This is a genomic window from Qipengyuania aquimaris (assembly GCF_009827445.1).
Classification (GTDB): Bacteria; Pseudomonadota; Alphaproteobacteria; order Sphingomonadales; family Sphingomonadaceae; genus Qipengyuania; species Qipengyuania aquimaris.
Window position 1 is genome coordinate 1084250 of the sequence record NZ_WTYI01000001.1, and the last position, 19809, is coordinate 1104058.

Genomic DNA, 19809 nt, shown 5'->3' on the forward strand with positions numbered 1-19809 from the left:
GGAAAAAGGAAAGCGCCGCAAGATGCAGCTTCTTTCGATTGCGCCCTTTGACGTTTTACCCTGAACAGTCAAGAAAAAGCGCGGTTACTCGACCGTTTCGAGCACCATCTGATGCAAGCTTGCAACCTTGCACTTCGCACCGGAGCGGCTCATCAGCCGGTCGCGGTTTACGCATAACTGGCCGTCATCGGATGGCTCCATGTAGAAGCCCTGGTAGAATTCGCGCGGACTGCAGCCCTTCTCGAGTTGCGCCGAAAGGGTCCTGCGGTCCCGCAGGAACAGCAACAGCCTGCTTCCCTGATCCGCCACACCGCCGATCCGCTTGGCATCGATGCATTTGCCGAACGGCCGTTCGACGACTTGCCTGCGCTGCGGCTCGAGACTTTCGGCCGTCAGGCTCTGTCGAGCGGGGCCGCGGGCCGGCGAGATGCGCAGGATTACCCTGCCCTCGATCCGGACCTGGTTGGCCTGGACTGGCTTGGGTGCATCGAAGATGGAATTCCATGCGTCGGTGCGTGCCGAGAGGGGCAGCGGCGAAACCCGGCCATTCCCGTCGCGCGCTTGCTGCCATGTAGGCGCTTCACACGTCCCCCGCGCGCCCGCATCGTCCTGCGCCGTAGAAGGCGCAAGTAACAACGCCAGGGGCGCGGTCAGGGAAAACAAGCTGGGCATCGGGGCGATCAATATCCTCGTGTCCACGCCGCAAGAGCTTGGCGCGTAGCGAACGCCCTGCCCCCCGACATTTGAATAACGGCTTAATTACATCGACAGCGATGGCAATAGGTAGTGACTTACCTATCCAGTGTGGCATGAGCGCATCAATGACAAAGACATCCCAATCTTTCGTCGAGCAGGCATCGGAGCTCCTGGGTCCACGCGGGTTCACACAGGATTCCGATCTCGTAGCACCTTGGCTCACTGATTGGCGCGGCCGTTATACCGGCAAAGCATTGGGCCTCGCATCGCCTGCCGATACGCGCGAAGTCGCCCAACTGTTGACCCTGTGCGCCGAGCACGGAAAGCCGATCGTGCCACAAGGCGGCAATAGCGGCATGTCGGGGGGCGCTACGCCGGACGAAGCGGGTAATTCGATTATCCTTTCTCTAAGGCGCATGAACGCCATCAAGCATATCGACGCGCAAGCAAAGCAGGTGACGTGCGAAGCAGGCGTCGTCCTGCAGACACTCCATGACGAGGCGGCACGACACCGCTTACGGTTCCCGCTGACCCTCGGCGGAAAAGGGTCGGCTACCATTGGCGGCCTGATCTCGACCAATGCCGGTGGGACGCAGGTACTGCGCCATGGGACGATGCGGGCCCAGGTCCTTGGCCTCGAAGCCGTAATGGCGGACGGCCAGGTTCTCGACACGCTTACCCCGCTGAAAAAGGACAACCGCGGTTTCGATCTGAAACAGTTGCTGATCGGATCGGAGGGAACGCTCGGGATCGTGACTGCCGCCACCTTGCGGTTACTGCCTGAAATCGGGGGGCGATGCGTCATTTGGGCCGGGCTGGAATCCCTTTCCCAAGCGCGCCAGCTGTTGCTCCATTGCGAGGATAGGGCAGCGGAAGAACTGGAAGGGTTCGAGGTTATCCCATCGCATTGCCTGGAGGCTGTCCTCGATCACCTGCCCGATGCGCGCAATCCCCTGGCGGGGCATCACGCCTGGCATGCATTGATCGAACTCGTCGCCGAAGCGGGACAAGTCGGCGCCCTCCAGCCGCTTGCCGAGGACATGCTCTCCTCCGCCATGGAACAGGGCCTCCTCGAAGACGCGGTGATTGCCGCCAATGAGACGCAGGCGGAGGCGTTCTGGCTGATCCGCGATTCGATCTCTCCAGCCGAACGCGCGATCGGACCGGCGATGCAGCACGACATCTCGGTCCCGGTCGCGACCATGGCGCAATTCGTGGAGCATGCGTCCCCGCTCATCGAGGAGCGGTTCCCGGGCACACGGGCGGTCGCCTTCGGGCATCTGGGTGACGGAAATGTCCACTTCCACCTTCTTGCCCCTCCGCAGGCGGTCAGGGGGGAATGGGAAGAAGACCAAGGCAAGGAGATAAGCGCATTCGTCCATGATCTTGTAACCCAATGGGATGGTTCGATCAGTGCAGAGCACGGGATCGGCCAGATGAAGCGGGACGAATTGGGTCGGCTCGGCGATCCGGTTTCGCTGTCGGTGATGAGGTCTATCAAGGACGCATTAGACCCCCGGGGATTGCTCAATCCGGGCAAGTTGGTCCCGCTTGCGAAAGGCGATTTGAACGCCTAAAGCCCCAATCGAGGGCGCATGCGGGTTCACCACGGATCCGCGTCTCATCCCAATTATATCAAAACGACTTCGGAGAAATTTCATGGCGAGCGCGCCGCAGCAGCCTCAGTTGCCCCTTTTCTTTAATGACCTCATGCCCCTGAACAGCAAGGATCATGCGAACTACAAGTCGCGTACCGTCAGTGCTGCTCCTTGGCTGTCCAAAGCTCATGCAATTCCGCTTACCGTGGAAGAATTTGTGCAGGCACAGCGCTTTTTCCCGATCGTGTTTTCCACTGGCGACGCTCCGCTGCCGCTGGCGCTCATGGGTCTCAACGAAGGTGTGAACACCTTCGTCGATAAGGACGGCAAGGTCACCGACCCTGTCTACATCCCGGCATACATTCGCCGCTATCCCTTCATGCTGGCGAAGCTGCAGCCCGATAGCGACACGCTCTCGCTTTGCTTCGATCCGACCAGCGATGCCGTTGGCGAATTTGACGAAGGCCGTCCGCTTTTCGAAAACGGTGAAGCCGCCGAGGCGACAAAGCAGATCCTCGAGTTCTGCCAGAACTTCGAAGGCGCTGCCCAGCGTACGCAGTCTTTCATCGCGCAGCTCATGGAAAACGACCTGCTAATGGACGGTGAAGTCTCGATCCAGGCTGACGGCAACGACAAGCCTTTCCTCTATCGCGGCTTCAAGATGGTCGATCAGGACAAGGTCCGTGAACTTCCCGCCGCCAAGGTCGAGGAATTCAACAAGAACGGTCTGATGATGCTGATCCACGCACATCTTTTCTCGCTCGACAACATGCGTGCCGTATTCTCGCGACAGGTCCAGCAGGGCTGGAAACCTGAGGCGATTGCAGAGAATGGTGCTGCAAACGTCTAATCGAAATCCGGCGTGGCCGGGCCGCTTATGCGCGCTCGGTCACGCCGTCGCCCTCGCCTTGGCGGCGAGCTTTCCTGTTTCGGTACTCGCAGAGACAAAACAGCCCCCTTCCCAGTCCCCACTGGACGTTTTCCAGCAACAGGAAGACCGTCTCTTCCAGACCGGTTACCGCCTGGCCCTGGCGAATGCGCCCTTCTGCCAGCGCCGTACCCGCGGTGTGGGGATCCTGATCCACGATGCCGCTTCCTACCGGCGACCGGACGTGGTCCGCGCCCATTTCTCGCTTCGCGGTGACGTAGCGATACAGTCGGTGGCAACAGGGTCGCCGGCCTACAATCTCGGGATCCGGCAGAACGACACACTCGCCTCAGTCATGGGGATCGACGTCGAAGCTCTTGCGAACTCTGGCGAAAAGACCTGGGAGCGGGCAGCCCGCATCAACAGGATGCTGGCAGAACAGGGCCCGGAAGGTCTCGTGCGACTTGCTCGTGCGGACGACCGAGGCCTCGCGACATCATTCGAGCTCGAACCGGTCGAATTGTGCGCTTCGCGGTTTGAACTGCAAAGCGGAAACTCGAAGGCGGCTGCCGACGGAGAGCGCGTGCTGGTCGGGGATTCCTTTCCCGCATTCGCGTATTCGAACCCGAAATTTGCTGCCGCGCTCGCCCATGAAATGGCGCACAACCTCCTCGGACATCTCGATCACTTCGAGACATACGGTCGTCGTGGTGGCCGGGTGCGCAAGAGCGAACGGGATGCCGACCGGTTAATGCCCTGGCTGCTCTACAATGCGGGGTACGACCCCCGGGCCGCCGTCGAGTTCATGCGCGAATGGGGCCCCAGACATGGCGGCGGCATTCTTCGCAAGCGAACGCACGACGGGTGGGACGAAAGGGTAGACCTGATCGAGGCCGAACTGCCACGGATCGAAGCTGTCGCCACCGACGGCAAGGTCGATTGGCAGATACATTTCGTCCCGATGCTTAAGGAAGAGGGTTGAGGCTACTCGCGCTACTCGGCAGCCTCTGCAAACTGACCGCCCGATCTCAAATTCGCGACTTCGCTTCCCAGCATCTTCACCAAACCACCAAGGAGGCGGCCGACGCCGCCCAACCGCGCGCTCGGCTGGTCGAGCTGGCGGTCTAGATAGAGCGAACGACACACCTCGATCTGAATCGCATGGAGGCCTCGTTTCGGCATTCCATGCCTGTCGAGGACATAGCCGCCCGAGTACGGTCGGTTATGCGTCGCAAGCCGTCCATTGAGTGAAAGGTAGCTCAGCGCGCCGGCCGAAAGAATTCCGCTACAACTTGTCCCGAACCTATCCCCGATCACGAATTCGGGCCGCGCGCCGCCGAAAGCTTTCGGGTTGAGCGGCGGCATGGAATGCAGGTCCACCAACAACACCGCCCCCCAGCGATCGCGCAGCGTCTCCAGCGCCCTGCCAAGCGCGCTGTGATAGGGATGATGGATCGTCTCGATGCGGCGATCCAGCTCCGTTCTCTCTATCGGCCCACGCCATATTTCGCCGAGCCCGGGAAGGCGGCGGGGAACCAGCCCGAGACCGCTGCGCGCTCGGCGATTTGCCAGTGAATGGGAAGTCCTGCCCTCACCTTCGCCCGAAATCATGCCCCAGTCCACATCGTCCGGCGCGCGGTTCAGGTCGATCTCCGCACGGGGAGCCTTGGCGACCAGCAGTGCTGCGCCGCTTGCGCGCGCGACTTCCGCCGCCAGGAGGTCGACATAGCGGTCCTCCAGACGGGTCTTGCACGCCGGATCGCGAAAGGACTGCTCGACCGCTTCGGAGTAACCTCTACCGCCATGGGGGGCGGCAATGAGGATCGGAATCGACTGTGCCGCCTCGAGGGTAAGCTCGAAAGGGGTATCATTGCCGATGTCTCGGAGCGGAGCCCTCCCGTCGCCCTTGTCTTCTGGTGAAGTCATGGCGTCAGAGATGGCGGACCTGGTTAGGCGAGTCAAAATCGATTGCGCCAAAGAGGGACACAGATCAAATCCTCTCAAGATTTGTTAAGCGGTTTCGGTTAGTAAGATCAGCATGAGTGAGCCGAACCACCAGCGAATCCTGCTTGCAGAAGACGACGATGCCATGCGCACCTATCTCGAACGTGCGCTCGACAATGCCGGGTATGTAGTCGATTCGGTGGACCGCGGCACGGCTGCAGTGCCGCTTCTGGAAAGCAAAGAGTACGATCTCCTCCTTTCGGATATCGTAATGCCTGAAATGGATGGGATCGAGCTGGCCCAGAAGTGCAACGAAATCAGCCCCGGCACCAAAGTCATGTTCATCACCGGCTTTGCTGCGGTAACGCTCAAGGCCAGCGCCGAACAGCCAAATGCCAAGGTGCTTTCGAAACCGTTCCACCTCCGCGATCTGGTTCTGGAAGTGGAACGCGTTCTGGGCAGCCAGGTCAGCGCACAACTTTTATAAAGCGGGACCGTTTTGCCCCTTGCGCGGCAAGTGCTGCCCCGCTAATTGCCTCGCCTGCCGACTAGTTCGGCACATTCGATAGCGTGGGCGTATAGCTCAGTGGTAGAGCACTATGTTGACATCGTAGGGGTCCCAAGTTCGAACCTTGGTACGCCCACCATCGAATTCCTAAGGTCCAGAAGCCCGCCGTTAATGGCGGGCTTTTTGCATCGGCCCTCGATTCGAATAGCATATTCAACACTGATATTTCGCGACGCACGCAAAAAACCCGGCCCCGCTTGCGCGGAGCCGGGTTCAAGAAATCGTGAGACGATAGTTAGATGCTGACAGGCAGATCTTCATCGTCATCGCCATCTGCGGCGATGACGATGCCCGCAATTACTGCGGCAGCAGCGAGAATGGCAACAAGCACGCTCGAACCACCGAGCTCGGCTTCTTCCTTCGAAGTCTGCGAGGTACGCTGCACGTCAGCAGCGGTAGCCATAGCCGGCGTCGCGGTCATTGCGACTGCAGCGAGCGGAAGCAAAACTTTCTTCATTGAGTAAATCTCCTAGTCTCTGAGCGACATCTCAACAAACTGATCTGTCGATTCCAAATTACGTATACTTCGATCCACCAAGGAACTCAACCCCTTACGAGTAGCCACGCCCTGATGAGAATAATCCGATTCAAACATAGACCGGCTAGGGGCAGATTATTAAAATCCTGCTAAACTCCAAACGTTCCGAGCAAATCTGAAACGGCCACACAAAAACCAAGAGCGGAATCGCCGCAAAGGGGCAGTTACCAGTTGCGCCACAGCAAGCCGACAAGCGCGGACGTAGGATGCTACCCTGCAACAATGAACTTCGACGAGCAGTCACATGCGGGTAGACAAGAGCAAAGGAGAAATTTCTCCCTTGAGCGCGGATTTTCCCGACCATGCCCGTCCATGGAGAGCGAGCTCAAGGAAGGAACACCCATATGGAAGCCTAGTGATTGAGTGCGACAGCTCGTCCGCACCAAATGGCACTTCCATAACCTGTTCGCCGCTGCCCACGCAGGTCAAGACGACTTTTACATCTTGGGACAAGTTACTTGGGCGAATGTCATGCTTAGCGGAAATCGTGAACGGCACGTCAGGGGCGCTAATGGTCCGCGTGGCGAATGGGCCACCATTTCCAGGGCGGATGTAAAGTTCAAGATGATCTGAAATTTGGCTTGTTTGCGCCCGGAACTCGGCGCTGTCGACAAAGGTCCAATCAAAGGGCTCGAAGGTATAGGTCCAACTCAGGACTTGGCTTGATCGCCCGGCGGATCCCTCTCCTGATAATCGACGATATAGAGCGTACGAAGCTTCGAGATCTCCTTCCGCAGCTAGGTTGCGCAACAAGCTTTGATCTAGCTTTTGATCATCAAAGGATTGTCGGGACCGCAGTTCAACAAGGTTGGCGAGCGCCTCGGGTTGCCCGATGGCATAACTGACGAAGCGCTTGTGCCAAGGGGAGGAGCCATCGAGCACTTGTGAAAATTCTTCCACAGCGCCTTCTTGCACAAATACCGAGAGCAAGACTGGAAAAAGCTCAGCCGACCTGGAGGGACGAACTCGCAGAATCTCGTCTACAGTGCCAACTGCACCACCATAATTTTCCACTAGGACTTGCTCTTGAAGAACGAGACCTTGGAGTGTCAAATCCCGGCGGTTCAGCGTCGAAGCTAAATCGACGACCGTGGAGCGTGACTTTCCTTGATCTGTAGCAAGCGCAAGGATCGCAAGAGAATTCGGGGTAAGAGGCTCTTTCAAATAAGCTAGCCGGGCCCACATCTTCGCCCCTCGCGCCGCAGCCTCTGGTCCCTGTGAAAGGGCGACGGAAGATGCGTACGTTTCAGAGGCAATATTCTCTTGTGCTAAACCATTCAGCGGGAACAAGTTGGTCGCTGTTTCTGGCTCCTTGCTAGTCAAGGCTATCCCCGCAGACTGGAAACCAAGGCCAAGAGCTAAAAGGCCGCAAGAAAGGGTAACAAGTGTAAACCTGACAGGCTTGGCAAGTTTCATAGATCGGGCCCCGCTCGCCTTTACGCCTTTTCGGCCTTTTCGCTATCGCCGTAGCCATATCCGTAGCCGTAGCCGTAGCCGTAGCCGTATGCCGAATTCTTTTGGCTCACCTTGGTCACAACCGCACCGTAGACTTGGGCCCCCGATCGTATCAGGCGACCAAGCGCGTTTTCGATGCCACGCAGCTTGATCCGTTCCGTCTCAATCACAAAGATAACCCCGTCCACAGCCTTGGACATCTCAATAGCATCCGCCAAAGCGAGCATCGGTGCACCATCAATGATGACTTGATCATATGATCTTCTCGCGGTCTCGATTAACTGTGCGAAGCGCTCTCCGGCTAAGAGCTCTACCGGGTTCGGCGGAGTATAGCCCATCGGAAGCATATCAAATCCAAACTCGTCGAGCGTAATGATTTGCGACTCTAAGTCAGTTTCCTGATTGGTTAGCAGCGCGGCCAAGCCGCCCTTGTCGTGACCCTCAAGTTGAAGTGTGTTGCGAAGTTTGGAATTGCGAAGGTCTGCGTCAATGAGAAGCGTACGCTTACCCAATTGAGCAAAGCTGGCCGCCGTCCCCACAGTTGAGATACTTTTACCTTCTGCCGGAACGGATGAAGTGAACATCAGCGCCTGCGGTGCCCCCTGCGGTGTAAGGAAGTTTATGTTGGTCCTTAGCGTCGTATATGCCTCACTGATTTGAGACGATCGCTCGGCGAGCTTGTCTATCATCTCCCCGTCGTCGTTTCGCGGAATTGCTCCAAGGAGTGCGATGCCAAGTCGCCTGCGAACATCTTCTGGATCCTGCAAGGTTTGGCTGAGCGCAACGCGTAAATAAACCAAGCCCCCAGAAATAACCAAGCTACCGAATATCGCAATCAATAGATTCAGTATGAGTGACGGCGAATAAGGTTCATCGGGCGCCTCTGCCAAATCAATGATCTGGATATTATTTTGTCCAGCGCCGGATGCTTCAAGCTCCTTGAAGCGCTGTAACAAGGCATCATAAATCTCGCGATTTGTATCAACTTCGCGCTTGAGGATGCCGTAGCTGATGCCCTGCCCTTGCTGACCCAGGAAGCGGCGCTTGGCCTCTTCCATTCGTTCGCGCAATTCGGCCTCCCTCAGACGAGCCCCCTGAAGCGAAGCACGAGCACCGCTCGAAATCGCAGAATTAAGTGAATTCACTTCAGCCTGCTTTTCCACGACCTCGGGATATCCCGGACCATAATTGGATCGCAGCACAGCGAGTTCCGCTTTAGCTTGGCTCAGTCGCGTGAGAAGTTCGTTACGAGGATCGTTTCCAGGAAACTCGCCAGCTACAACCGCAGCCTGTGCACTAACCCGGTCAGCAACTGCATCCGCAAGCGCTGTATTCAGCGCTTGCAAATCTGCACCGACAAGTGTTTGTCCAGCGCTTTCAGCTCCGGAATCCTCTCCCGAATGAAGCACCAGAATCTCGTTGGCATTCGCGTATTCCACGAGTTCACGCTCAGACTGCGCCAACCGCTCTCGGAGTTCGGCGATCTGGCTCTGCAGGAAATCGCGCGCTTCGATATTAGCCCCGAAACGTTTCTCGTAATTAGCTGCCACGAATTCCTGCGCCCAAAGGTTTGCTATTTCAGCTGAAACGGCAGGGTTTGGGCTGGAGTATTTTACATCCACCAGACTGGATTGCGTGATCGGATCAATGCTGATGTTCTCGAGGAGAACCCTCTCGATCGATCGGTTGAGGTTTGCGGCCTCATCCAAATTGAAGGCCTCTAGAAACTCTTCGTCCCTGGACAAGTTACCCGCTTCCAAGACCCGCTTGGCCATGAACTGGGAGACCAGAAGCTCGTACTGAGTGTTGAGATACTGGAGCTCAGAGACCAATCCCTCTGACTCGAGCGAATCCAAATTGGTCACATCGGCAGTGACCTGCGACACCTCGAGCCGCGACGTGGCCATGTAGAGAGGTGTGGCAAGAAGAGTTACCAGAATACCTAGCAAGAGGCCCAGAGCGATTATCCCGGCAAGCCAGTACCTTAGTCCGAACGCCTCATGCCAGTACCGTTCTAGATCCAACGCGAAAGACAAGTCATTATCAATTTCCTCATCGGTGATCTGGCGCCGGCCATCATGCTCCACGCCACCCGGGCTTGCGAAGTCGATCTTGTTCATCGCCCAATCCGATCGATCAAAATTGCAGAGGTCGAAAGCAAGGGCGCAAACCGCAAAATATTATCAAGGCGCCTCCTCGTAGGAGAGTCTCCAACGATGACGATGTCATTGGGATAGAGTGTCGGATCTGCATAATTGCCGCGTTGAATAGCTTGAATGTTATAGGCGCCTATGTACCGCTGGCCGGCAACAGTCCGCAAAACCAAAACATCCTGCAAATCGGCGTATTCCGCCAGGCCACCCGCTTGATTCACAACTCGCAAAAGCGATTGCCTGACAGGGACAGGATACTCTCCCGGTTTATTTACCTGCCCGCCCACCGAAACTGTGCGTGGCGGTATCTCGCTAGGCAGTACCCGCACTTCAGGATTTAGCAGGTAAGTTCCGCGCAAGGAGTTTGCGATTAGCTCCGCGGCCTCATTGGGCGCAAGTCCGTTAAGTTCGAGGACGCCGAGCAAAGGGAAAGAAATGCGCCCGAGCCCATCGGAGAGGTATGTACCGCTCAGCCGCTCTGCGCCAACAACCTCAATTTCTAAAGCCTCCTGGGGTCCTATGACGTATAGGTTCTCAATTCGCGGGGCAGGCAATTCTTCAAGCTGCGCTATCTCGATCCCTGGCGCTGTACCGTAGGTGCGGTCGGTCGCGCACCCTGACAACGCAAGAGCGGCCGCCAGACCGGCAAAACCCGTTCTCAACTCTCTCACTACACGTATTCTCTTCATGTTGGGCGCCTTAGCGCATTTCTGATGGCGGGAAAGTCGGATTATCGCAGAGTAAGATTATCCCGACGATTCATGTGTCTTCCGCGCCACGTTGGTCACGCGAGAGTGCCACTAGCAGCCAAATCAATACCAGCTGAAAAATCGGCGTTCTCAATGGATAGTCGACTATGGATGCTGCACCGATTACGCTGAAAATGCTAATCCAGAATATACCCAAGCCGGACGCCTCTCGGGCAGAGAATATTCTTGCGATGGCTTTCACCACCCATGTAGCCAGTCCAATTAACAAGCCCCCAGCTATCACTCCACCTTCAATGAGAAGTTGCAACCAATCGTTATGCGCTTGGTTCACATAATGTGGCATCAACAAAGCGGATGGCTCGTGTATTTGGTAAACTTGCTCGAACGAACCAAATCCTGACCCCACCAACCAATACGTCGACAGCATCTCCGAAATTACCGGCAAGATCGACCATCGCAAGTCGGCAAAACTATCTCGAGCCAAAATATCACTGAAAGCTGGTGATCGGCCAAGAGTTGCAAAAGCGATAACGGTCATCGCCAGAACTGTGAGGGGTATAAACGCAATTAGATATGGGCGGCGACGGCTCCAGCGACTTTCTTGATCGGAGACGGACTTAACGCTCCGCCTACTGGGCGAAACAGCGATCATAATGGATGAGATGAGAGCTGCACCCAAACAAGCGGCGAACCCAGCACGCGATCCACTTACCAAAGCAACCAGAATTATAAAGAAAAAGACGGCTGGATAGAATATGCTCAACCAACTAGCGCTACGCTCAATTCGCGTCTCCAAACCAAGCCTCGCCACTACGAGCAGAGAGCAGGCAGCGAAGATTGCCGAATGGTTCTCATTGGCGAAAATGCCGACCGCCGATCCCCAATTGGTAAGCTCGTAAAAGTAGAGAGGGCTAGATCGTCCCGAAATCACTTGCAGCAAACCTAGGGCTGCGTTCAGGATCCCCAATCCAGCGATAATTTGAAGGAGATCGCGGGTCCTTGCTCGTAGGGCAATTGCCAGCAGCAGTCCCGCCGCCGGCAAGACTAAACTGCCAAAGGCATTCCATGTTCGCGTGGGTGCCATAGAGAGGGGACGCCAGATATCGCCATATCCTAAAGCGCTGTCCATCTGCCTAATAGCATTTCGCCCAGGCAGTGTATGCCAGATCTCTGACGGCAGCGAGATGAGCTGCGATCCAATCAGAATCACTAACATTCCAAAGAGAGATACAAGCGCAACCTCTCGCTTAAGGTCATGATGTGTGAGATAATAGAGCGCTGGTATGATGAGAAACGATGATAGAGTGCGCAATGGTACGATTTGGATCGCATCATATCTTGAAGCACCCCCGAGAAATGCCGCCACTGCAGCCATGAGCGCTAGAAATATCCATCTCTGGGAGGCCCGAATTTTATGGTGGCCGGATACGGATCCGGGATTGATACCTTTGGCCATCAGTTTTTTATCGATCCCTCACAAACTCAATCGGGCATTCAAATTCGTGGGCGTCTCTGAAGGCAATACGCGCTCAGTGCAAGCGAGTGTTGGTGTGGTGCCCCACCGCATGGACGAGGATAGAGTAGCCCCCACCGGTCTTGGTAAGGTAATGCTTATCTTCCTGCTTTTGAAGCTTGCCAAAATGCGGAACTCCAAGCAGTCCGAAAAGATGCTTCCGGAAACCGCGCAAAGGTATGGAATACAGTAAATGTGCTTCCCCGTGATCTTGGGAGGGTTAGCCACAACGACTGGGCCTCAATGGAAGCGGATTTCATATGCGTGCCGTATCGGCGTTCCCAAGGAACCAGCGATAGGTCGCCTCAACGCCATCTTCGAGACTGATCGTCGGTGCCCAGCCCATCCTCCTGAGCTTGCTCACATCCATCAGCTTGCGCATAGTACCGTCGGGCTTTGATGGATCAAAAATGATGTTACCTTCGAAACCCGTCACGCTCGCCACCATCCGCGCCAGCTCTAAGATTGAGGTGTCTTCACCACAGCCAACATTGATATGGCTCAACATTGGCTGCGTATTAGCCTTATATTGATCGAGTGGCAGGTTTAGCACGAATAGCGACGCAGCGGCCATGTCATCAACATGGAGAAACTCTCGCCGAGGCGTTCCAGTGCCCCAGATCACAACTTCGCCGCTTCCATCCCTCACAGCCTCGTGAAAACGGCGAATTAAGGCAGGAAGCACGTGGCTGTTTTCGGGATGAAAATTATCTCCTGGGCCATAAAGATTGGTCGGCATGACCGAGCGATAATCGGTGCCATGCTGACGATTGTAGCTCTCGCAAAGCTTGATGCCAGCGATCTTGGCGATAGCGTATGGCTCATTCGTGGCTTCAAGTACGCCGGTTAGTAGCGCATCTTCCTCCATTGGTTGTGGCGCTTGCTTGGGATAAATGCAGGAAGAGCCGAGAAACAGCAGGCGCCCGACACCAGCTTCGAAAGCCTGATGAATGACATTCGCCTCAATCATCAGGTTCTCATATATGAAGTCCGCAGGATAGGTGTTGTTAGCATGGATTCCGCCCACCTTCGCTGCCGCGAGGATGACAGCATCAGGACTCTCATCCTGAAGAAATTTTCTCACCGCCGCTGCGTCAGTCAGGTCCAATTGAGCATGGGATCGGGTAACAATCTCAAACTCTTCACCACTCCTTTGGCGCGCCTCAAGCTCGCGCAGGATCGCACCGCCAACCATGCCTCGATGGCCCGCTAAGTAGATCTTCATCGCCCCCCCCTAGCTCTCGATGCTAACCGGCAGTTCAAAGCCATTGGCCTTGAGGAAAGCGTGGCGCTGGGCATCCCTGAGGTCAGCAGCAACCATCTCGGCACACATCTCGCGTGCGGTAAACTCCGGCTCCCAGCCAAGCTTTTCGCGTGCCTTAGTCGGGTCCCCGAGAAGTGTTTCAACTTCAGCGGGGCGGAAGTAACGCGGGTCGATTCGCATAATAATGTCACCTACCTCGAGGGCCGGTGCCTTTTCACCTGTGATACTTGCGACTCTCGCGATCTCGGCAGTCCCCTCACCGGAGAACTCGAGCTCGAGCCCTAGCTCCTTGGCTGACCACTGGATGAACTCACGTACCGAATATTGCAGGCCAGTTGCGATTACGAAATCATCTGCTTCATCTTGTTGTAGCATTAGCCACTGCATGCGCACATAATCATGCGCATGCCCCCAATCGCGCAGCGCATCGATATTGCCCATGTAAAGGCAGGGCTCGAGTCCTTGGGCAATATTGGCGAGGCCACGTGTAATCTTGCGCGTCACAAACGTCTCGCCGCGGCGCGGACTCTCGTGGTTGAAGAGAATGCCGTTACACGCGTATAGCCCGTACGCCTCACGGTAGTTGACCGTGATCCAATATGAATAGAGCTTTGCAACGGCATAAGGTGAGCGCGGATAGAATGGTGTGGCCTCTTTCTGCGGCACTTCCTGTACCAACCCATAGAGCTCAGAAGTCGATGCTTGGTAGAAGCGCGCCTTCTTTTCAAGGTCGAGAAACCGTATCGCCTCGAGCAAACGAAGTGTTCCAAGTCCATCTACATCTGCTGTATACTCTGGTGATTCGAAACTCACTGCGACATGTGACTGGGCGGCCAGGTTATAAATTTCGTCGGGTTGCACGTCATAGATAATGCGTGTCAGGTTTGAAGTGTCGGTGAGGTCGCCATAATGCAGGCTAAGCTTGGGATTGGGCTCGTGGGGATCCTGATAAATATGGTCGATCCGCTGGGTGTTAAGAGAGGATGCTCGACGCTTTATTCCGTGGACCTCATAACCTTTCTTCAAGAGCAAATCGGCAAGATAAGAACCATCCTGCCCGGTTATACCTGTAATAAGAGCACGCTTACTCATTCTAACTAAAGTCCTTTGAAATAATTTCGTTTCCGCGATAAAGTTTGGCGTAGTTCCAGATACAGAAAACTCTTGGACGAAAAATGCCTAGAAAATTTTTACATGTTATATGGGATGACCCGCTGACACCAAGTCGGTTCTCTAGCATTATTTAGAAATTCGTGATTTTTTCGGCCTTTTCCATCTAGATCGGGCAGCTCAATAAGGCGGTCCCAAAGCTGCACCAGAATTATTTGGTTTCCCTAAGTTTTGCCCACAATACATGAAACACAAAGATTGGCGCTGAGATAAGCGTACGGCGCCATAATCGGCGTGGCTCACGAAGAAGGCGTGGCAGCCATTCAAAGCCAAGTCTTTGGAAAAGGGCCGGGGATCGAGGCACATTTCCAACGTAGAAATCGAACACGGCCCCTACTGACAAGGCTAAGCCAAGGTTCAGGCGACTGCGGTTTGCTTGGATCCATTTCTCCTGTTTCGGAGCAGTCATAGCCACCCAGAGAATATCCGCATTACTGGCATTTATCCTATTGATCATCGCGTCGGTTTCGGCGGCAATAAACTCTTTCCTGTACGGTGGCGAGAGTGTGCCAACCAAGGAAACATGAGGAAACTCCACTGCGAGCTTCTTTTTCATCTTAATGAGCGTTTCCTCTGATGACCCCAAAAGAAAGACCCGCCCCTCTTTCGCGCTATTCAGGCGTGAATACAGGCCGGAGAAGACGTCCCAGCCAGTTACGCGTTGGGCGATCTCGCCCGACTGCGCTTTAGAAGCCATGACGATCCCAACGCCGTCCGGTATCAGCCAGTCCGCAGAGTGTAGGGAATCGCGAAAACTCGCGTCTTTTAAAGCCGTAACATATGAATGTGGATTGAGGCACGCTAACGTGCGGCACCTATTACTTTCTCTAAGGGAGGCTTCTAATTCATCAATCAGGCTTTCTAGACCTAGAGTAGAAACCTGGTAACCGAGTATCATCTCGTGATCTTTCATGCCACCTTCCGACGTTCGAGCGCTCGGGAATAAATCCCGTGTAGGATATCCAAGTTAGCTTCAGCCGTATAGCGCCTACGAAATTCAAGATGGCCCATCTCCCCGACGTGTCGTAATTTCGCTTGGTCACTCCAAATCTTTCGGAGACCACGCGTCACTGCTGCTTCATCGAATGGGTCGAGAAGAAAGCCCGCGCGCCCACCGTCGACGATTGAGGGTAATGGTCCGAGATCCGAAACGGCAACTGGGGTTCCAAAAGCGAAAGCTTCCCGGATAACCATAGGAAACCCTTCAAAACATTCTGAAGGCAAAATCAAGAGACGGGCATTGGCGATTTTTCGTTCGGTCTCCGAAGGTGTCAATTGTCCATCGAATATCACGTTGGCTTCCCTCGCTTCCTGCAAAAGCTTTTCGCGAAGTGGGCCATCGCCAATGACATGAAGAAACGGAGCGTCCTTTCCCCACCGCCGCCACGCACGGATCAGTTTTACGATCCCCTTATATTCGGAGAGACGCCCTACAAAAACGCAGTGCGGCCCTCGGATTTTCCACGGCTGGACTTCTGGATTACCCGGGTAGAAGTTCGGCTTTACCTCAATCTTGGTGGCCGGTATGCCTCCCAGTGATAGAAGATCCCGCTGAAATTCTGTTAGAGCGACGAATGCTTCGATATCGTTCTGCCAGGTATTCCGAAGGCGATGAAGGGCAATTCCTGCCGCAAGCGGAAGAGTGGCAATTTTGCTTTCCCGATAACAACCATAGCGCATTGCAGGTGCGACAGTTCGCCGTTTGATGCACAAAGTGCACGGGTGATTGTCGCGCATCGGAATTCCAGCAGCGCATAGCAATCGGTAATTATGGAGGGTCATCACACGAGCAGGTCCGCCAGCTGCCGCAGGGAAAATGGAAGGCGAAATGAGAGGAAACGTATTATGAGCATGGAGTATGTCCGGCTTCCACGACGCTACAAAATCTCTCATTTCACGCGCAGAAAAGGGATTCCACGGAACTGATAAGGCCCCCGCCATGGAGCCAATAAGGCCACGACTTCGTATGCTGTCGCTATGTCGATCGAAAACAGCGACCTCGTGGCCATAGTCTCGCAACAATTGCACTTCGGTTTCCACGACCTGATTCTCACCCGAAGGCGAGGCAGACCCGTAATAGTTATGAACGACAAGGATGCGCATACCCTAGAGAACCCTATATATATTTTCTTGAACCCGCACCGTTGAGCGTAATAACCATACGAGGGATTGCGGGTTGCAAAGTAATTTGTTCATCTATGAGTAAATATCAGGATCAAGCCTGAAACAATGAGCCTGACCCCCTCCACCAATTATCCAACAATATTCAATGAACGGCCTGCAACAAAACTCCGCATCAGGACGAGCGTCCATTTTTCAGTATCCGCCCCTGCCTCCCTTCGTGGCCCGCAAGATCCTTTTGCATCTCAAGTCTTTCAGCCCTGAGGTCCACTCGCGACGCCAAAAGAGTGAATTAAATGCATTCACAGCGGCCAGAATATCAACCTACACTCGTGACTTCGCATTTCTTTTGACAATATTTTTAAAGAACCGCACATCATATTCTCAATATTCGAAAAACCTCAACGCCTACATCGAGAATATAGTTTCGTTGATGATTCTTGAAGAAGTACTAAAAATATTCACTTCACTTTCCCTTTATAAATTCTTTATGTTGTGCAAATTGCGCAATATAACCCATAGATTACCCTTTGCTTGAAAACGCGATGTCACACGCTAATTGCAGACCACGTGCAGCATTGGCGTAATTGAAAGGCTGGACATCTCGAAGAGCTTGGGTCGACATCTTCTGCCATAACAATGGATTTTCGAGCAACTCTGTGCACGCCGTTGCCCACGCCGAAACATCGACCGGCAGGACACGACCATTAAGTTGGTCAACTACGAGATCTGACGCCGCACCAGCCGCAGAAGTGGTGACGACCGGCGTGCCCGAAGCCATTGCCTCATTCACCACCACTCCCCATGCATCCAGCTTCGTAGGAAATAGCAGTAGTCGCGCCTGAGGATACCATGTGGGGAGCTCGTCTGGTTGTATAAAACCTGGAGCGATAAAGTCGACCTGCTCATCGCGCAAAGCATTCAATACTCCTTGCCGCTCAGGGCCATTGCCCACTACCAGTGCTCGGCAAGAACCGCGACGGCGACGAACTTCCGCGCATGTTTCAACGAAGAAATAGGGAAGTTTGTGGTCGTGCAGACGGCCGCAGAACATCAAATCATAAGGGCGTTCCGAAAGTGGGCTTGGCGAGAACCTAGAATTGTCAGCACATAAGCGGCTTAGAAAAATGCGATTGGGAGCGAGCCCATAACTCTCAAGAAGGCGCTTTCCGGAAAGGCTGGCGGCCACGCCAGTCGAAGCGCCGCGGATCATGCACCTTCTCAGCAATCGGTGTTTCCAAGAAAGGTGCCTTTCAGACAATTCAGTGCCGTCTGTCATATACACATACGGCACGCCGTGTAGCTTCGCCCAAGCTATAGAATATATATGAGTGGGATTCAGGCCCGTCGCGACGACAACTTGAGGCCTAATGCCATTCAACACTCTCCACACATCTGGATTGTTGTGGATGAAATTATAGCCGTCCTGCAGATCGCTTACGTTTTCATTCAGGAAAACATGGCTGAAATCCAGAGGTGGTACGAGCCATTCTCGATTGCCCTCTGTTCGCGCACAAAATACCACCGTATTCTCACCTCTTGGCAAAAGTGACCATACGGGATTGCGGTAAGGAACCGGCATATTGGTAACAATGGCGCACTTCATTACCAACTCAAACTCGATTTTATCTTACGGAAATATGACCCCAAATAGAAGCGAGTGGCAGAAAAAACATCCTTTATTGTTACAGAACAAGCTAGTATTAGAGAAAGCTCATTAAATGAATAGCTCACCTTCTCAAGCCAAAATCTACCATACTCTCTTTGCGAAAGCCCTCCAAGCAAATAATTTGACAAAGGACTATCGGTATAAAGGCACACATCAGCCCGCTTCAAGCTGTCAATTACCCACTTTTGATCGGCGATAAAAGAATATCGTAGGTCATAAAATGGCACGATACTGCGTCGCAGGATGATGGATTGATGAGACACTCGCATTCCCCAAGCCATTTTCTCAGACGATAGTAATTGCGGTGCTTCAGCGACATTGACGAGATGCCCACCCTCATCGATCAGATTGGTGTCTCCATAAAGAACGTCAGGCGACTGCCCCGACCGAAGTTTATTCAGTACATCGGCAGCCGCGGGCGTGTCACCGGCATTCAGGAACCACACATACTCCCCAGACGCGAGCTGGATCCCCTTGTTCATCGCGTCGTAAATTCCATGATCAGGTTCTGAAACACTACGCACAGAGATCATTCGATTAGAACAAAGTATATCTACGGTTCCGTCAGTCGACCCACCGTCGATGATGATATGTTCTAGATTGGGATAGTCCAAGTCGTCGATCGCATTAATGGTCTGCCTAAGAAGCTCTCGCGCGTTGAAGACTACCGTAATGATTGAAACTCGGGGCGCTACAATTTCACTAGGATCCACCCGGCGCATCCCCCTGCCGTGTCAGCACCCAGCAACCCACTGTCGGCGCAAAGCGCCGCAAAAAGCCGGTCCTATGATAACTCCAGTTCCATTCTGTCAAGCGTGAGAGCAGGCTATCGACCTTCACAAAATTTGAGCTGTTCCAAGGCTCGATGAGGCCGAACCTAAATGCAAGATTGAGGAGTGGACCAAATCCGACCAGTTGCTCCGCGGTGAGCTCCATCCCCATGCGATCGCATAAATTCCTAATGAACTCCTTCGGCAAACCTCGCTCGCGACTTGTCAATCCGTGCCGCGGCTTACGCCAGTCCCCCATCGAGGTCACTGGTTCGCGAACAAACAACCTCCCCCCAGGGCGTATGACCCTCGCCATCTCTCTCAAGACTTGGGAGACATTCGGGATGTGATGCAGCACACCAAAAGCGGTGCCCACGTCAAATGAAGCGTCTTTGTACGGCAAACGTCCGTTAGCGTTTGGCATAATGTAGGTAGCTGGAATCCCCGATATGTCATTTCGCCAAAATTTCTCAGCCGGCTCAACAATCGAAAGTGAACGCACCCTGTCCGCCAAGGGCTTGAACTCCGAGCCCCAAGCACTTCCCAGCCCGATGATATCAAGTTGCCCTGGCGGCAAGAAATTCCAAGCGTAGGCTGCGTCTAGTGCATGATAATGGTAAACATCGGTTAGACTGTCGGCGTGGTCGAGCTTTGCATAACCTTCCTTTTCGTCCGCAAACCACGCATCGATCTCATCAAGGCTAAAATCGTCGCCATAAAGAGTCGCACCGCGCAAAGCATCTTCTATCTTAGGATCAGTCTCATTCATCGA

The 19809-nt window shown here is 54.3% G+C and carries 19 protein-coding genes and 1 tRNA gene; 5 read left to right on the top strand and 15 right to left on the bottom strand.

Annotated features, from left to right (window positions below; all coding sequences use genetic code 11):
* Positions 1-84: 84 nt before the first annotated feature.
* Positions 85-672, bottom strand: a complete 588-nt coding sequence (locus GRI34_RS05315; RefSeq protein WP_160595061.1) for a hypothetical protein — start codon at positions 670-672, stop codon at positions 85-87.
* A gap of 149 nt (positions 673-821) precedes the next feature.
* Between GRI34_RS05315 and GRI34_RS05320 the strand changes: the two genes are divergently transcribed.
* Both GRI34_RS05320 and GRI34_RS05325 read left to right on the top strand, forming a co-directional pair.
* Complete coding sequence (locus GRI34_RS05320) at positions 822-2273, top strand: FAD-binding oxidoreductase (RefSeq protein ID WP_199800117.1); 1452 nt, start codon at positions 822-824, stop codon at positions 2271-2273.
* Between the two features lie 82 nt (positions 2274-2355).
* The gene (locus GRI34_RS05325) at positions 2356-3144 is read left to right on the top strand and encodes a SapC family protein (RefSeq protein ID WP_160595063.1); all 789 of its coding nucleotides are present in this window, start codon (positions 2356-2358) and stop codon (positions 3142-3144) included.
* Between the two features lie 25 nt (positions 3145-3169).
* On the opposite strand, the gene GRI34_RS05330 is transcribed toward GRI34_RS05325, so the two are convergent.
* Positions 3170-3379: a hypothetical protein gene (locus GRI34_RS05330; RefSeq protein ID WP_160595064.1), complete on the bottom strand. Its 210-nt coding sequence runs from the start codon at positions 3377-3379 to the stop codon at positions 3170-3172.
* Here GRI34_RS05330 and GRI34_RS05335 point away from each other — a divergent pair.
* Positions 3362-4144, top strand: coding sequence for a M48 family metalloprotease (locus GRI34_RS05335; RefSeq protein ID WP_160595065.1), 783 nt, complete (start codon positions 3362-3364; stop codon positions 4142-4144). The two genes, GRI34_RS05330 and GRI34_RS05335, sit on opposite strands and share 18 nt — an antisense overlap.
* Positions 4145-4155: 11 nt before the next feature.
* Here the strand turns inward: GRI34_RS05335 and GRI34_RS05340 are convergent, their stop codons facing one another.
* Positions 4156-5088, bottom strand: coding sequence for an N-formylglutamate amidohydrolase (locus GRI34_RS05340; RefSeq protein WP_160595066.1), 933 nt, complete (start codon positions 5086-5088; stop codon positions 4156-4158).
* Positions 5089-5200: 112 nt separating this feature from the next.
* Between GRI34_RS05340 and cpdR the strand changes: the two genes are divergently transcribed.
* The gene (cpdR, locus tag GRI34_RS05345; protein ID WP_090482863.1) at positions 5201-5593 is read left to right on the top strand and encodes a cell cycle two-component system response regulator CpdR; all 393 of its coding nucleotides are present in this window, start codon (positions 5201-5203) and stop codon (positions 5591-5593) included.
* 85 nt (positions 5594-5678) lie between these two features.
* Positions 5679-5753, top strand: a tRNA-Val gene (locus GRI34_RS05350).
* Positions 5754-5909: 156 nt separating this feature from the next.
* Here the strand turns inward: GRI34_RS05350 and GRI34_RS05355 are convergent.
* From GRI34_RS05355 to GRI34_RS05410, 12 genes are all read right to left on the bottom strand, one after another.
* Positions 5910-6131, bottom strand: a complete 222-nt coding sequence (locus GRI34_RS05355; protein ID WP_160595067.1) for a hypothetical protein — start codon at positions 6129-6131, stop codon at positions 5910-5912.
* Positions 6132-6452: 321 nt separating this feature from the next.
* On the bottom strand, positions 6453-7628 hold the full coding sequence (locus tag GRI34_RS05360; RefSeq protein ID WP_160595068.1) for a hypothetical protein: 1176 nt from the start codon (positions 7626-7628) through the stop codon (positions 6453-6455).
* A 20-nt stretch (positions 7629-7648) separates the two neighbouring features.
* Positions 7649-9787: a GumC family protein gene (locus tag GRI34_RS05365; RefSeq protein ID WP_160595069.1), complete on the bottom strand. Its 2139-nt coding sequence runs from the start codon at positions 9785-9787 to the stop codon at positions 7649-7651.
* Positions 9784-10509 carry a polysaccharide biosynthesis/export family protein gene (locus tag GRI34_RS05370; RefSeq protein WP_160595070.1) on the bottom strand — a complete coding sequence of 242 codons (726 nt, stop codon included), beginning with the start codon at positions 10507-10509 and terminating at the stop codon, positions 9784-9786. Before GRI34_RS05370 ends, GRI34_RS05365 begins: the two co-directional genes overlap by 4 nt.
* A 70-nt stretch (positions 10510-10579) precedes the next feature.
* Positions 10580-11986: an O-antigen ligase family protein gene (locus GRI34_RS05375; protein ID WP_160595071.1), complete on the bottom strand. Its 1407-nt coding sequence runs from the start codon at positions 11984-11986 to the stop codon at positions 10580-10582.
* Positions 11987-12299: 313 nt separating this feature from the next.
* The gene (gene fcl / locus GRI34_RS05380; protein WP_160595072.1) at positions 12300-13268 is read right to left on the bottom strand and encodes a GDP-L-fucose synthase; all 969 of its coding nucleotides are present in this window, start codon (positions 13266-13268) and stop codon (positions 12300-12302) included.
* Between the two features lie 9 nt (positions 13269-13277).
* Positions 13278-14399, bottom strand: a complete 1122-nt coding sequence (gmd, locus tag GRI34_RS05385) for a GDP-mannose 4,6-dehydratase (RefSeq protein ID WP_160595073.1) — start codon at positions 14397-14399, stop codon at positions 13278-13280.
* A gap of 229 nt (positions 14400-14628) precedes the next feature.
* Positions 14629-15390, bottom strand: coding sequence for a WecB/TagA/CpsF family glycosyltransferase (locus GRI34_RS05390; RefSeq protein ID WP_199800118.1), 762 nt, complete (start codon positions 15388-15390; stop codon positions 14629-14631).
* Positions 15387-16580 (bottom strand): glycosyltransferase family 4 protein, encoded by a 1194-nt coding sequence (locus GRI34_RS05395; RefSeq protein WP_160595074.1) that lies wholly within the window; start codon positions 16578-16580, stop codon positions 15387-15389. The genes GRI34_RS05390 and GRI34_RS05395 overlap by 4 nt, the downstream gene beginning before the upstream one ends.
* Before the next feature lie 541 nt (positions 16581-17121).
* Positions 17122-18204, bottom strand: coding sequence for a glycosyltransferase family 4 protein (locus GRI34_RS05400; RefSeq protein WP_160595075.1), 1083 nt, complete (start codon positions 18202-18204; stop codon positions 17122-17124).
* Complete coding sequence (locus GRI34_RS05405) at positions 18204-18989, bottom strand: glycosyltransferase family 2 protein (RefSeq protein ID WP_234028152.1); 786 nt, start codon at positions 18987-18989, stop codon at positions 18204-18206. The genes GRI34_RS05400 and GRI34_RS05405 overlap by 1 nt, the downstream gene beginning before the upstream one ends.
* Positions 18970-19806: an SAM-dependent methyltransferase gene (locus GRI34_RS05410; protein WP_160595077.1), complete on the bottom strand. Its 837-nt coding sequence runs from the start codon at positions 19804-19806 to the stop codon at positions 18970-18972. Before GRI34_RS05410 ends, GRI34_RS05405 begins: the two co-directional genes overlap by 20 nt.
* Positions 19807-19809 lie beyond the last annotated feature (3 nt).

Excerpts from the sequence above, each read along its gene's own strand:
- GRI34_RS05315 (WP_160595061.1), bottom strand. The coding sequence starts at position 672 with ATGCCCAGCTTGTTTTCCCTGACCGCGCCCCTGGCGTTGTTACTTGCG.
- GRI34_RS05320 (WP_199800117.1), top strand. The coding sequence starts at position 822 with ATGACAAAGACATCCCAATCTTTCGTCGAGCAGGCATCGGAGCTCCTG.
- GRI34_RS05325 (WP_160595063.1), top strand. The coding sequence starts at position 2,356 with ATGGCGAGCGCGCCGCAGCAGCCTCAGTTGCCCCTTTTCTTTAATGAC.
- GRI34_RS05340 (WP_160595066.1), bottom strand. The coding sequence starts at position 5,088 with ATGACTTCACCAGAAGACAAGGGCGACGGGAGGGCTCCGCTCCGAGAC.
- cpdR (WP_090482863.1), top strand. The coding sequence starts at position 5,201 with ATGAGTGAGCCGAACCACCAGCGAATCCTGCTTGCAGAAGACGACGAT.
- GRI34_RS05355 (WP_160595067.1), bottom strand. The coding sequence starts at position 6,131 with ATGAAGAAAGTTTTGCTTCCGCTCGCTGCAGTCGCAATGACCGCGACG.
- GRI34_RS05360 (WP_160595068.1), bottom strand. The coding sequence starts at position 7,628 with ATGAAACTTGCCAAGCCTGTCAGGTTTACACTTGTTACCCTTTCTTGC.
- GRI34_RS05365 (WP_160595069.1), bottom strand. The coding sequence starts at position 9,787 with ATGAACAAGATCGACTTCGCAAGCCCGGGTGGCGTGGAGCATGATGGC.
- GRI34_RS05370 (WP_160595070.1), bottom strand. The coding sequence starts at position 10,509 with ATGAAGAGAATACGTGTAGTGAGAGAGTTGAGAACGGGTTTTGCCGGT.
- GRI34_RS05375 (WP_160595071.1), bottom strand. The coding sequence starts at position 11,986 with ATGGCCAAAGGTATCAATCCCGGATCCGTATCCGGCCACCATAAAATT.
- fcl (WP_160595072.1), bottom strand. The coding sequence starts at position 13,268 with ATGAAGATCTACTTAGCGGGCCATCGAGGCATGGTTGGCGGTGCGATC.
- gmd (WP_160595073.1), bottom strand. The coding sequence starts at position 14,399 with ATGAGTAAGCGTGCTCTTATTACAGGTATAACCGGGCAGGATGGTTCT.
- GRI34_RS05390 (WP_199800118.1), bottom strand. The coding sequence starts at position 15,390 with ATGAAAGATCACGAGATGATACTCGGTTACCAGGTTTCTACTCTAGGT.
- GRI34_RS05395 (WP_160595074.1), bottom strand. The coding sequence starts at position 16,580 with ATGCGCATCCTTGTCGTTCATAACTATTACGGGTCTGCCTCGCCTTCG.
- GRI34_RS05400 (WP_160595075.1), bottom strand. The coding sequence starts at position 18,204 with ATGAAGTGCGCCATTGTTACCAATATGCCGGTTCCTTACCGCAATCCC.
- GRI34_RS05405 (WP_234028152.1), bottom strand. The coding sequence starts at position 18,989 with ATGCGCCGGGTGGATCCTAGTGAAATTGTAGCGCCCCGAGTTTCAATC.
- GRI34_RS05410 (WP_160595077.1), bottom strand. The coding sequence starts at position 19,806 with ATGAATGAGACTGATCCTAAGATAGAAGATGCTTTGCGCGGTGCGACT.